The organism is Bradyrhizobium sp. USDA 4506, assembly GCF_054058795.1.
In genome coordinates this window covers 8,360,040-8,373,059 of record NZ_JBSSBM010000002.1, presented here as the reverse complement: position 1 = coordinate 8,373,059, position 13,020 = coordinate 8,360,040, and the positions used below count along the sequence as shown (strand labels likewise).

Here is a 13,020-nt window from a genome sequence, read left to right as displayed (position 1 = left end):
GATGCCCAAAAGAACCGACATCTCTACCATCCTGATCATCGGCGCCGGTCCCATCGTGATCGGCCAAGCCTGCGAGTTCGACTATTCCGGCACGCAGGCCTGCAAGACGCTCAAGGAAGAGGGCTATCGGATCGTCCTGGTCAATTCCAACCCGGCGACGATCATGACCGACCCGGAGCTGGCGGATGCGACCTATATCGAGCCGATCACGCCCGAAATCGTCGCCAAGATCATCGAGAAGGAACGCCACGTCGTGCCCGGCGGCTTCGCGCTGCTGCCGACCATGGGCGGCCAGACCGCGCTGAACTGCGCGCTGTCGCTGCGCAAGCAGGGTACGCTGGAGAAGTTCGACGTCGAGATGATCGGCGCCACCGCCGACGCCATCGACAAGGCCGAAGACCGCCAGCTGTTCCGCGACGCCATGGAGAAGATCGGGCTGCAGACGCCGAGGTCGCGGCTCGCCAATGCGTCGGCGCTGAAGAAGTCCGACCGCGACAAGTACCTCGCCGATCAGGCCAAGCTGTCCGGCCCCGAGCTCGAAGCCTTCGAACGGCAGTGGGAAGGCGGCGAGAACGAGCGGCGCAAGCGCTACCAGCAGCAGGCCTTGGCCGAAGCGCTGATGGCGCTGTCCGACATCGGGCTGCCCGCGATCATCCGCCCCTCCTTCACGCTCGGCGGCACCGGCGGCGGCATCGCCTACAACAAGGAAGAATATCTCGACATCATCGAGCGCGGCCTCGATGCCTCGCCGACCAACGAGGTGCTGATCGAGGAATCCGTTCTCGGCTGGAAAGAGTTCGAGATGGAGGTGGTGCGCGACAAGAAGGACAATTGCATCATCATCTGCTCGATCGAGAACGTCGATCCGATGGGCGTGCACACCGGCGATTCGATCACGGTGGCGCCGGCGCTGACGCTCACCGACAAGGAATACCAGATCATGCGCGACGCATCGATTGCGGTGCTGCGCGAGATCGGGGTCGAGACCGGCGGTTCCAACGTGCAGTTCGGCATCAATCCGGACGACGGCCGCATGGTCGTGATCGAGATGAATCCGCGAGTTTCTCGTTCTTCGGCATTGGCTTCGAAGGCCACCGGCTTCCCGATCGCCAAGGTCGCCGCCAAGCTTGCGATCGGCTACACGCTCGACGAGATCGCCAACGACATCACCGGCGGCGCGACGCCGGCCTCGTTCGAGCCGACGATCGACTACGTCGTCACCAAGATTCCGCGCTTTGCGTTCGAGAAATTCCCCGGCGCCTCCTCCACGCTGACCACCTCGATGAAGTCGGTCGGCGAGGTGATGGCGATCGGTCGCACTTTCCAGGAGAGCCTGCAGAAGGCCCTGCGCGGGCTCGAGACCGGGCTGACCGGCCTCGACGAGATCGACATCGAGGGCCTCGGCCGCAGCGACGACAAGAACGCGATCCGCGCGGCGCTCGGCACGCCGACGCCGAACCGCCTGCTGCAGGTCGCGCAGGCGATGCGGCTCGGCTGGTCCAACGAGGATATCTTCAATTCCTGCAAGATCGATCCCTGGTTCCTCGCGGAGCTGCGCGCCATCGTCGAGATGGAAGGCAAGATCCGCAGCAGCGGCCTGCCGACCAATGCGTTCGCGATGCGGATGCTGAAGGCGATGGGCTTCTCGGACGCGCGGCTCGCCGTGCTCACGGAGACCACCGAGGCCGACGTCACCGCCAAGCGCCACGCGCTCGGGGTGCGCCCGGTGTTCAAGCGCATCGACACCTGTGCGGCGGAGTTCGCGTCGCCGACCGCCTACATGTATTCGACCTATGAGCGGCCGTTCGCCGGCGAACTCGCCGACGAGAGCGCGCCGTCGGACCGCAAGAAGGTGATCATCCTCGGCGGCGGCCCGAACCGCATCGGCCAGGGCATCGAGTTCGACTATTGCTGCTGCCACGCCTGCTTCGCGCTCGAGGACGCCGGTTACGAGACCATCATGGTCAACTGCAACCCGGAAACGGTGTCGACCGACTACGACACCGCCGACCGGCTGTATTTCGAGCCGCTGACCGCCGAGGACGTGCTCGAGATCATCGCGACCGAGCGCAAGAACGGCACGCTGCACGGCGTGATCGTGCAGTTCGGCGGCCAGACCCCGCTGAAGCTTGCCCGCGCGCTCGAAGCCGCTGAAGTGCCGATCCTCGGCACCTCGCCTGATGCGATCGACCTCGCCGAGGACCGCGACCGCTTCAAGCGCGTGCTCGACAAGCTGCGTCTCAAGCAGCCGAAGAACGGCATCGCCTATTCGGTCGAGCAGGCCCGCCTGGTCGCCGCCGATCTCGACCTGCCGCTGGTGGTGCGTCCGTCCTACGTGCTCGGCGGCCGCGCGATGCAGATCATCCGCGAGGAGAACCAGCTCAACGACTACCTGCTGGGAACGCTGCCTGAGCTGGTGCCCGCCGACATCAAGGCGCGCTACCCGAACGACAAGACCGGGCAGATCAACACCGTGCTCGGCAAGAACCCGCTGCTGTTCGACCGCTATCTGTCCGACGCAACCGAAGTCGACGTCGACTGCCTCTGCGACGGCAAGGACACCTTCATCGTCGGCATCATGGAGCACATCGAGGAAGCCGGCATCCATTCCGGCGACTCCGCCTGCTCGCTGCCGCCGCATTCGCTCGACGCCAAGACCATCGAGGAGCTGGAGCGGCAGACCCGCGAGCTCGCGCTCGGGCTCGACGTGGTCGGCCTGATGAACGTGCAATACGCCATCAAGGACGGCGAGATCTACGTGCTCGAGGTCAACCCGCGCGCATCCCGCACCGTGCCGTTCGTCGCCAAGGTGATCGGCACGCCGGTCGCCAAGATCGCGGCGCGGATCATGGCCGGCGAAAAGCTCGCCGACTTCAAGCTGAAGAAGAAGAAGCTCGGCCATGTCGGCGTGAAGGAATCGGTATTCCCGTTCGCGCGCTTCCCCGGCGTCGACACCGTGCTCGGACCGGAGATGCGTTCGACCGGCGAAGTGATGGGCATCGACCGCTCCTTCGAGGTCGCGTTCGCGAAGAGCCAGCTCGGCGGCGGCACGCGCGTGCCGCGGCAGGGCACGGTGTTCGTTTCGGTGCGCGGCGACGACAAGATGCGCATCGCGGATGCGGTGCGGCTGTTGCACTCGCTCGGCTTCAAGGTGATGGCAACCTCGGGCACGCAGCGCTACCTCAGCGACAACGGCGTGCCGACGGAAAAGGTGAACAAGGTGCTCGAAGGCCGTCCGCACATCGTCGACGCCATCACCAATGGCGACGTCCAGCTGGTCTTCAATACCACCGAAGGTCCGCAGGCGCTGGCCGACAGCCGCTCGCTGCGGCGGGCTGCCCTCTTGCATAAAGTGCCATATTACACCACTCTTTCGGGCGCGGTGGCGGCCGCACGGGGAATCCGGGCCTATCGGGCCGGGGACCTTGAGGTCCGCACGCTTCAGAGTTACTTTTCCGAAAGCTGACCGCTGCCCGGGCTGAAGGCCCGAAGCGGTCAATTAGCCGAATGGCTGGAACTCACCGCGCGATTGGATGTTGTCACGGCCCTTAGCGGGGCCGAATATCACTGGGCTTCCGGGCGCGTTGGCGCCCTGATTCCTGCGTTAGCTGAACTGGATATTCGTGCACGGCCGCCGGGCGCGCGCGATGAAGGACGAAGATGATGGATAAGGTTCCGATGACCGCGGGCGGATACGCCGCGCTGACGGACGAGTTGAAGCATCGCCAATCGGTGGATCGTCCGCGCATCATCGAACACATCGCGGAAGCGCGCTCGCACGGCGATCTCTCGGAGAACGCCGAGTATCACGCCGCCAAGGAAGAGCAGTCGCACAACGAGGGCCGCATCGCCGAGCTCGAGGACAAGCTCGCGCGCGCCGACATCATCGACATTTCGAAACTGTCGGGCGACACCATCAAGTTCGGCGCGACCGTGACGCTGATCGATGAGGACACCGAGAAGAAGGCGGTGTGGCAGATCGTCGGCGAAGTCGAGGCCGACGCCAAGAAGGGCCGCATCTCCATCACCTCGCCGCTCGCGCGCGCGCTGATCGGCAAGAAGAAGGGGACCACCGTCGAGGTGATGGCGCCGGGCGGCGCCAAGGCCTACGAGATCACCAAGGTCGAGTGGCGGTAGTTACCTTCACGTGACTGGTGCAGAAAAGCCGCGTCCCGCACGCGGCTTTTTTTATGCCCCGCGTTTCTCCCCGGTCTGACAGCAATGTGAATGGAGAGCCGCTGCACGCCATGCCAGTGAGGCCGTGACATGTTTATGCAGTATAATCATGTCGGGGGGACGGAGTTCGGGCTGACGATCGCGTCGCAACACGGATCGCTGCGCGTCACCGTGTCACTGCCGCGTTCTCTCGCAACTGCCATCGCGCGAGGAATGATTCCAGGCGCAAGGTGTTGACATCACACTCCGGTGGCGGACACCGTGTGTTTCTGCATCTTGCAACGTTCCAGTGTGTCAAACAGGGGGTAAATGACAATGGACCAGATGTTCTCCAAGCTCCAGCCGGTGGCGCTCAGCCTGTTCCGGTTCATCACCGGACTGCTGCTGTTTCAGTTCGGCGTTGCCAAAATTTTCAAATTCCCACCCGGGACAATGTTCGAGAAGGTCGAGCTGTTCTCATTGATCGGCGCGGCCGGCGCACTCGAATTGGTGCTCGGCGGGCTCCTGATGATCGGCCTGTTCTCGCGGATCGTCGCCTTCATCCTGGCGGGTGAAATGGCCTTCGCTTACTTCATCGGCCATTTCCCAAAAGGGTTCTACCCGCTGCTCAATAACGGCAGTCTGGCGATCGCGTTCTGCTTCGCCTGCCTCTACCTTGCGACCTCGGGTCCGGGTCCGATCAGCGTCGACGCTGCGATGGGGAAGAGGTAGCAGCGCTAGGCGCTTCCCACTCATTGACGACGTCATTCCGGGATGGCGCGTTAGCGTCAGACCCGGAATCTCGAGATTCCGGACTCGATGCTAACGCATCGCCCCGGAATGACGCGCACGGCGCTCTAGCCGACCGCCTTCAATCCCAGCGGCACCGCGGCCTCATATTTCGAATTGTGCAGCACCAGTGACGTCCTGACGTTGCGCACATGCGGCGCCGCCGTCAGGTGGGTGACGAAATCCTGGAACGTCGCCATGTCGGGCGCGACGCATTTGAGGATGAAGTCGACTTCGCCCGACAGCATCCAGCATTCCCGCACCAGCGGCTCGGCGCGCACGAAATTCTCGAAGGCGCGGAGATCGGCGTCAGCCTGGCTCGACAGATGCACCGAGGCGAACACCGTGACGTCGTAGCCGAGGCGGCGCGGATCGAGCAGGCCGCGGTATCCCTGGATGTAGCCTTCCTCCTCCAGCGCCCGGACCCTGCGCAGGCAGGGCGGCGGCGAGATACCGACGCGCTTGGCCAGTTCCACATTGGTGATTCGGCCATCGGCCTGGATCTCGGCGAGGATTTTGAGGTCGATCTCGTCAAGGTTCTTCGACACGCGACTACAGTTCCCTAGGGGTTTGGAAGGCTTGGCGGGTCCGCCGGCAACTCTCATAGCGCAGCCCGCTGGCATTGCGCAATTTTATTGCGCGTGCAGCGCACGATTTCGCGAATGTGACTTCAGTTCCGGGGAAAAATCGCTGCCATGGATTGCAAATCTTGCATAGCTTCCCAGATATCTTAGACTTGGATTTGACACTTTCAGCACCGCCGTGACCTGCTTCCGGGGTGCTTCCCACACAAGTCCCCGTCAAAGTCCCCAGCAGAGAGGGATCAGCTAATGCCCGCGCCTGTCCACGCCAAGGTCGTCATCATCGGGTCCGGCCCCGCCGGCTACACCGCAGCGATCTACGCGGCACGCGCGATGCTCGAGCCGGTGCTGATCCAGGGCATCCAGCCGGGCGGGCAGCTCACCATCACCACCGACGTCGAGAACTATCCCGGCTTCGCCGATGTGATCCAGGGCCCCTGGCTGATGGAGCAGATGGAGAAGCAGGCGGCCCATGTCGGCACCAAGATCGTTACCGATCACGTCAACAAGCTGGAACTCGGCCAGCGCCCGTTTCGCCTGACCTGCGATTCCGGCGACGTCTATCTCGCCGAGACCGTGATCCTCGCCACCGGCGCCCAGGCGCGCTGGCTCGGACTGCCCTCGGAAGCAAAGTTCCAGGGCGGCGGGGTGTCGGCCTGCGCGACCTGCGACGGCTTCTTCTACCGCGGCAAGGACGTCGTGGTGGTCGGCGGCGGCAACACCGCGGTCGAGGAAGCGCTGTACCTGACCAATCACGCCTCCCAGGTCACCATCGTGCATCGCCGCGATCATTTCCGCGCCGAGCGCATCCTGCAGGAGCGGCTGTTCAAGAATCCCAAGATCAAGGTGGTGTGGGATTCGGCGATCGACGAGATCTGCGGATCGGAGAACCCGAACAAGGTCACCCATGTGCGGCTGAAGAACGTCAAGACCGGCGCGCACACGAACCTCAAAACCGACGGCGTCTTCATCGCGATCGGCCATGCGCCGGCGACGGAGCTCGTCAAAGGCCAGATCAAGCTGAAACCGTCGGGCTATGTCGAGGTTGCGCCGAACTCCACCGCGACCTCGATGCCCGGCCTGTTCGCCGCGGGCGACGTGGCGGATGAAACCTTCCGGCAGGCGGTCACCGCCGCCGGCCTCGGCTGCATGGCTGCGCTCGAGGCGGAACGCTTCCTGGCTCTTCGCGCGAGCGATCGCGCAGCGGCGGAATAATCATGGCACGATCTCGCGACGGATTTACGGATATGGATTGGGACAAGCTGAAGGTCTTTCACGCAGCGGCGGAGGCTGGCAGCTTCACGCATGCCGGCGAACAGCTTGGCCTGTCGCAATCGGCGGTCTCCCGCCAGGTCAGCGCGCTGGAGCAGGAGCTCTCGGTGTCGCTGTTTCACCGCCACGCCCGCGGCCTGATCCTCACCGAACAGGGCGACCTCCTGTTCCGCACCGCGCATGACGTGTTCATGCAGCTGCAGGCGGCCCGCGCAAAGCTCACCGACAGCCGCGAGCGGCCGAGCGGCGACCTCAAGATCACGACGCCGCCGGCGCTGGGCATCAACTGGCTGATCCCGCGGCTCGACGAGTTCACCGCGCTCTATCCCGACATCCGGATCTCGCTGATCGTCACCGACGAGGATCTCGACCTCTCGATGCGCGAGGCCGACGTCGCGATCCGCACCCGCAAGCCGACCCAGCCGGACCTGATCCAGCGCAAGCTGTTCTCCATCGGCTTCCATGCCTACTGCTCGCCGGAATACATCAAGCGCTTCGGCACGCCACGCACGCTCGATGATCTCGACTCGCACCGCATCATCATGCTCGGCGACTCGCAGGTGCCGGCGCATCTGCAGAACCGCAGCTGGCTGATCGATGCCGGCCGCAACGGCTCCGGTCCGCGCGAGCCCTACTTCAAGGTCAACAACATCCTCGGCCTCGTGCGCGCCTGCCAGCAGGGCCTCGGCATCGCCGCGCTGCCGGACTATCTGGTCGAACAGAACAACCTCGTGCAGCTGTTCGGCGAGTCCGACTCGATCGCACTCGACACCTACTTCGTCTATCCGGAAGAGCTGAAGACGGTGGCCCGGGTGCAGGTGTTCCGCGACTTCGTGGTCAGCAAGGCGCAGCGCTGGCCGTCGTGATTAAGCCGCCCTTATCGGGCTGCTTTATAGGGATATCCGTGCTGCCCCCGGTCTCCGCATGACTGACATGCGACCTGGATAGTTGCTGCAAGCCGTCGATGGGGATCATAGTGCTTACACGCTGAGCGTTCGCGTCGCGCATATGTCCCCCTCCTCCAGTGGCGCGGAAGTTCAGTAATCCCTCTTGGAAGGTGATTGTGTCGGCCTCACGTGGCCAATACCTTAAGCCGGGCTCACTCGAGCCCGGCTTTTTTTCATCGCCGTGCCTTTTCACCTCCACGTCATGCGCAAAACGCGCTGCACGCGCCGATCAGCATGTGCATTGACAACAACCTCGCAGCGCAGCATCATTGTCCCATGATCACGACTTCGTGCGCCGTTCTGTCGTCGAAAAAAGCTCCCCTCCCGGGGACACGAGATCGCGCGCGATAAGATCACCTTCGCATTCAGACCGATCCCGAAACCCCGCCGCCTCGACGGGGTTTTTTGTTGGTCCCGTCTCCGGCTTTGCCTTCTTAAGGAGATGGAACATGACCGATCTACACCAGCAATTGCAGGGCCTCTGGCTCCCCCTGATCACGCCATTCCGTAACGGCGAGCTCGACGTCACGTCGCTGCGGCGTCTCGTACGGCACTACGCCAATGGCCCCGTCGACGGGTTCATTCTCGGCGCAACCTCCGGCGAGGGCATGGCGCTCAGCATGGACGAGCAGGAGGGGCTGGTCAGCGTCGTGCTCGACGAACTCAGTGCCAGCTCCCGCCATTTGCCGGTCTGTCTCGGGCTCTCCGGCGCCTCGACCGCCCGGATGAAGGAAGCGCTGGATGATACGGCCGACTGGCCGATCAACGGCTATCTGATCGCCAGCCCCTATTATATCAGGCCCTCGCAACGCGGGCTCGTGCAGCACTTCAACGCGCTCGCCGATCACGCGTCGTGGCCGATCGTGCTTTACAACATTCCCTATCGCACGGCGGTGAACCTGACCAACGAGACGCTGCTGGCGCTCGCGGACCATCCGAACATCGCCGGCATGAAGGATTGCTGTGCCGACCGCGCGCAGTCGATCGACTTCCTCAACCGCCGGCCGGCCGGCTTTCGCGTGCTAACCGGCGAGGATGCGCAAACCTTCGATGCGCTCTCGGACGGCGCCGACGGCGCAATCCTGCTGTCCGCACATCTGGAAACAAACACCTTCGCTGCGATCCGCACGCTGCTGCAGCAGGGCCAGCGCGATGCGGCGCTGGCCGCCTGGCAGAGCGTCGTCGGCCTGACGAGGCTGCTGTTCGCCGAACCGAGCCCCGCGCCGGCCAAGCACTGGCTGTGGCGGCAGGGGCTGATCGACAGCCCCGAGGTGCGGCTGCCGATGGTCGCGGTGAGCGAGGATCTCGCAACCTGGCTCGATGCCGAGATGGAGCGCCGCGCGCAGCTGCTGCTGCCAGCCTAAGTCTTGTAGCCCGGATGCAGCGCAGCGAAATCCGGGGGCATCTCCACGTGGCGAGACCGGCCCCGGATTACGCTGCGCTTCATCCGGGCTACCGATCTTGCTGGCTCAATCCAGCCTAGTCCTCGCCAACCGCAGCGCATTGCCGATCACGCTGACCGAGGACAGCGCCATCGCGGCGGCGCCGACCATCGGCGACAGCGGGATGCCGAACAGCGGATACAGCACGCCGGCCGCGATCGGCACGCCGGCGGCGTTGTAGACGAACGCGAACGCCAGGTTCTGGCGGATGTTGCGCATGGTCGCGACCGACAGCCGCCGCGCGCGCACGAGGCCCATCAGGTCGCCGGTGAGCAGCGTGACGCCGGCGCTCTCGATCGCGACGTCGGTGCCGCCGCCCATCGCGATGCCGACATCGGCGGCGGCGAGCGCCGGCGCGTCATTGACGCCGTCGCCGGCCATCGCGACGGTGCGGCCCTCGCCGCGCAGCCGCTGCACGACCTCGCTCTTGCGCTCCGGCAGAACGCCGGCCTCGACGTCGTCGATGCCGAGCGTCTTTGCCACCGCCCGCGCGGTGGTCTCGTTATCGCCGGTCAGCATCACGATGCGCAGGCCCTCGGCACGCAGTGCCTGCAGCGCGCTTGTCGCGGACGGCTTGACCGGATCGGCAATCGCGATCACGCCGGCGATGCGGCCATCGACCGCGACATGGATCGCGGTCGCGCCGTCCCTCCGTGCGGCCTCGGCCGCCTCGTCGAGCGCAGCCGTCGCGATCTTCAGCTCGGTCATCAGCACCGCGTTGCCGAGCGCAACCTGCCTGCCCTCTACCGTGCCGGTCGCGCCCTTGCCGGAGGGCGAGGTAAAATTGCCGACGGCGGCGAATGCGAGCTTGCGCTCCCTGGCAGCGGCGATAATCGCCTGCGCCAGCGGGTGCTCGCTGCCCTGCTCGACACTGGCGGCAACGCGCAGCAGATCGCTCTCGTCGAATCCTTCGGCGGCAATGACGCGCACGACCTTCGGCTTGCCTTCGGTGAGCGTTCCGGTCTTGTCGATGACCAGCGTGTCGATCGCCTCCATCCGCTCCAGCGCCTGCGCGTCGCGGATCAGGATGCCGGAATGCGCGCCGCGGCCGACGCCGACCATGATCGACATCGGTGTTGCCAATCCCAGCGCGCACGGACAGGCGATGATCAGCACCGTGACGGCGGCGACCAGCGCGAAGGTCAGGCGCGGCTCAGGGCCGAACACCGTCCAGGCGATGAAGGCGAGCACGGCAGCGGCGATCACCGCCGGCACGAACCAGCCGGCGACGCGATCGGCCAGCCGCTGGATCGGCGCGCGTGAGCGCTGCGCCTTCGCCACCATGTCGACGATCCGCGACAGCATGGTGTCGCGGCCGATCTTCTCGGCGCGCATCACGAGGCCGCCGCTCTGGTTGACGGTGCCGCCGATCACGTTCGCGCCTTCGGCCTTCGTGACCGGCATCGACTCGCCTGTGACCATGGACTCGTCGATGACCGCACTGCCCTCGACGACGACGCCATCGACCGGAACCTTCTCGCCCGGCCGCACGCGCAGGCGGTCGCCGACCTTGATCGCGTCGATGTCGATATCCTCGTCGCCATGATCGGTGATGCGCCGCGCGGTCTTCGGCGCGAGACCGAGCAGCGCGCGGATCGCGCCCGAGGTCTGCGCGCGGGCGCGCAATTCCAGCACCTGGCCGAGCAGCACCAGCACCGTGATCACGGCCGCCGCCTCGAAATACACCCGCGACCGCGCCGTGCATGTCGCGGAACGCAGGCGGGAACAGCTGCGGCGCCAGCGTCGCGACCACGCTGTAGACATAGGCAACGCCGGTGCCCATCGCGATCAGCGTGAACATGTTGAGATTGCGGGTGACCAGCGACTGCCAGCCGCGCACGAAGAACGGCGCGCCGGCCCACAGCACGACCGGCGTCGCCAGCACGAGTGAGACCCAGTTCGACCAGTGCTGCGGCACCAGCTGCATCAATCCGAGATGGCTGCCCATCTCGAGCACGAACACCGGCACGGTCAGCGCGAGGCCGATCCAGAACCGCCGCGTCATGTCGATCAGTTCGGGATCGGGACCGTCGTCGAGCGAGACCTGCTCGGGCTCCAGCGCCATGCCGCAGATCGGGCAGCTGCCGGGGCCGACCTGGCGCACCTCGGGATGCATCGGACAGGTGTAGATGGTGCCCGCGGGCGCCGGCGGCTCCTCCTCGCGCGGCTTGAGATACTTCTCAGGGTCGGCCTCGAAACGCTCGCGGCAGCGGCCGCTGCAGAACAGGTACTCCTCGCCCTTGTAGCTGAAGCGGTGCTTGGCGGTCGCCGGATTGACCTTCATGCCGCAGACCGGATCGATGGCGAACGACGCCTCGGCCGGCGGCGTGTCGTGATCATGCTTGCCGCCGCAGCAGGAATGCGCGGCCGCGCCATTGTGGTGATGATCCGCGTGCGAATGGTCGTGCTTTGCGTGTGCCACGAAACTCTTCCCGGCCGGTAACCCGACCTCTTGATTTAGATACCCTAGGGGGGTATATGAGATCTATGAGAGACGAGGTCAAGACATCCTGCTTAAAACGGCTCAAACGGATCGAAGGTCAGATCCGCGGATTGGCCGCCATGGTCGAGGACGACCGCTATTGCATCGACGTGGTGACGCAGATCGCGGCCGCGCGCGCGGCGCTGCGCCGCGTCGAGGAAGAGGTGCTGCGCGATCATGTGGCGCATTGCGTCGAGCATGCGATCTCGTCCGGCGACAAGGCCGACCAGCGGCGCAAGATCGCCGAGCTGATGGACGTAATCGGGCGCGCGGATCGGTGAGCTAAGCGCCACCCCCATACTCGATGTCGTCCCTGCGAAAGTGTTCAGTCCCGTGAGTTTAGCAACGGCCTGGATCGGGGCCTGGTAGCCGAGGCATTTGAGGCGAGTCCGGTTGTAGTCGTGGACGAACTTGGCGATGAAGGCGTCGCGATCGGCATGGTCGATGAAGGTCCGCCGGGCGCTGCCGCGCTTTTGTTCGCGGCCAATGGCTTCGGCGATACGCCGGTTGAAGCGTTCGACGAGGCCGTTGGTCTGCGGGTGGTAAGGCTTGGTCAGGCGATGCTGGATGCCGCGCTGCTTGCAGAGCCGATCAAAGGGGTGGTCGCCGGAAGGCTTCCCGGGCGGCTTGTTCTTCTTGTCGACAGCGAAGCGGTCGGTGAACTCCGCGCCATTGTCGGTCAGGATGGTGTGAACCTGGTGCGGGAAGTCGGCCAGGAAGCGCTCGAGGAAGCCGGTCGCGGTGGCCCCGTCCCGCCTGGAATGGATCTCGACAAAGACGTAGCGGGTGGCGCGGTCGATGGCGACGAAGGCATAGCTGGTGCGGCGCTGCAGGGACGGCAGATACTTCACGTCGATATGGATGAAGCCGATGCTGGCGGTCTCGAAGATGCCGACCTTGGGTTTGTCAGGCTTGGCGAGCCGGCTGATGCCATTGCGCTGCAGGCAGCGGTGAATGGCGCTGCGGGACAGCTTGGCATTGATGCATCGCTGCATCACCTCGACGATGTCATCCAGCGGCAACTGCAGCGACGTCCGCAGCTCGCAAACCGCCCTTTCTTCGACAGCCGACAGGCTGGTCACCAGGTTCTTCGGCCGGTGCGAGCGATCTTCGACCGTCGTGCGGTCGCGCCAACGATAGATCGTGGTCTCGCTGACCCCCAGTTCCGTCGCCAATTCGGCAACCGACTTCCTGCTGCGCTGGATATAGGCGCGCGTCTTCGGCGTCGTCGTGGCGTTCGCGTGCAGGCTCAGTTCCATGACCCGAGGTGCTCCCTGACAAAGGCCACGCCTCGTTCTACACCGATTCCATCAAACCAATCAGCAGGGACCAAACACGAAAGCAGGGACCCA

8 protein-coding genes and 2 pseudogenes are annotated in these 13,020 nt (G+C 64.9%); 7 read left to right on the top strand and 3 right to left on the bottom strand.

Annotation, left to right across the window (positions count from 1 at the left end; all coding sequences use genetic code 11):
* Window position 1 precedes the first annotated feature (1 nt).
* From carB to ACVIHF_RS41580, 3 genes are all read left to right on the top strand, one after another.
* Entirely contained in the window at window positions 2-3,466 is a 3,465-nt protein-coding gene (carB, locus tag ACVIHF_RS41590) for a carbamoyl-phosphate synthase large subunit (protein WP_456793785.1), read from the top strand.
* A 197-nt stretch (window positions 3,467-3,663) separates the two neighbouring features.
* On the top strand, window positions 3,664-4,137 hold the full coding sequence (gene greA / locus ACVIHF_RS41585) for a transcription elongation factor GreA (protein ID WP_018269816.1): 474 nt from the start codon (window positions 3,664-3,666) through the stop codon (window positions 4,135-4,137).
* 354 nt (window positions 4,138-4,491) lie between these two features.
* Entirely contained in the window at window positions 4,492-4,887 is a 396-nt protein-coding gene (locus tag ACVIHF_RS41580; RefSeq protein WP_057017035.1) for a DoxX family protein, read from the top strand.
* Window positions 4,888-5,012: 125 nt separating this feature from the next.
* Here the strand turns inward: ACVIHF_RS41580 and ACVIHF_RS41575 are convergent, their stop codons facing one another.
* Window positions 5,013-5,492, bottom strand: a complete 480-nt coding sequence (locus ACVIHF_RS41575) for an Lrp/AsnC family transcriptional regulator (protein WP_016845095.1) — start codon at window positions 5,490-5,492, stop codon at window positions 5,013-5,015.
* A 282-nt stretch (window positions 5,493-5,774) separates the two neighbouring features.
* On the opposite strand from ACVIHF_RS41575, the gene trxB reads away from it, so the two are divergent.
* The 3 genes from trxB to dapA all read left to right on the top strand — a co-directional run bounded on the left by trxB (window position 5,775) and on the right by dapA (window position 9,108).
* Window positions 5,775-6,740, top strand: a complete 966-nt coding sequence (gene trxB / locus ACVIHF_RS41570) for a thioredoxin-disulfide reductase (RefSeq protein ID WP_253604180.1) — start codon at window positions 5,775-5,777, stop codon at window positions 6,738-6,740.
* Window positions 6,741-6,742: 2 nt separating this feature from the next.
* The gene (locus tag ACVIHF_RS41565; RefSeq protein WP_026192264.1) at window positions 6,743-7,663 is read left to right on the top strand and encodes a LysR family transcriptional regulator; all 921 of its coding nucleotides are present in this window, start codon (window positions 6,743-6,745) and stop codon (window positions 7,661-7,663) included.
* 530 nt (window positions 7,664-8,193) lie between these two features.
* Window positions 8,194-9,108, top strand: a complete 915-nt coding sequence (dapA, locus tag ACVIHF_RS41560; RefSeq protein ID WP_456793784.1) for a 4-hydroxy-tetrahydrodipicolinate synthase — start codon at window positions 8,194-8,196, stop codon at window positions 9,106-9,108.
* A gap of 105 nt (window positions 9,109-9,213) precedes the next feature.
* On the opposite strand, the pseudogene ACVIHF_RS41555 reads toward dapA, so the two are convergent.
* Window positions 9,214-11,608, bottom strand: a pseudogene (locus ACVIHF_RS41555) (heavy metal translocating P-type ATPase).
* Between the two features lie 65 nt (window positions 11,609-11,673).
* On the opposite strand from ACVIHF_RS41555, the gene ACVIHF_RS41550 reads away from it, so the two are divergent.
* Window positions 11,674-11,949 (top strand): metal-sensitive transcriptional regulator, encoded by a 276-nt coding sequence (locus ACVIHF_RS41550; protein ID WP_018269815.1) that lies wholly within the window; start codon window positions 11,674-11,676, stop codon window positions 11,947-11,949.
* Between the two features lie 78 nt (window positions 11,950-12,027).
* On the opposite strand, the pseudogene ACVIHF_RS41545 reads toward ACVIHF_RS41550, so the two are convergent.
* Window positions 12,028-12,927: pseudogene (locus ACVIHF_RS41545) on the bottom strand (IS481 family transposase); the annotation flags it as partial.
* Window positions 12,928-13,020: the final 93 nt, after the last annotated feature.

Coding starts and splice junctions, on each gene's coding strand:
- carB (WP_456793785.1), top strand. CDS start 2: ATGCCCAAAAGAACCGACATCTCTACCATCCTGATCATCGGCGCCGGT.
- greA (WP_018269816.1), top strand. CDS start 3,664: ATGGATAAGGTTCCGATGACCGCGGGCGGATACGCCGCGCTGACGGAC.
- ACVIHF_RS41580 (WP_057017035.1), top strand. CDS start 4,492: ATGGACCAGATGTTCTCCAAGCTCCAGCCGGTGGCGCTCAGCCTGTTC.
- trxB (WP_253604180.1), top strand. CDS start 5,775: ATGCCCGCGCCTGTCCACGCCAAGGTCGTCATCATCGGGTCCGGCCCC.
- ACVIHF_RS41565 (WP_026192264.1), top strand. CDS start 6,743: ATGGCACGATCTCGCGACGGATTTACGGATATGGATTGGGACAAGCTG.
- dapA (WP_456793784.1), top strand. CDS start 8,194: ATGACCGATCTACACCAGCAATTGCAGGGCCTCTGGCTCCCCCTGATC.
- ACVIHF_RS41550 (WP_018269815.1), top strand. CDS start 11,674: ATGAGAGACGAGGTCAAGACATCCTGCTTAAAACGGCTCAAACGGATC.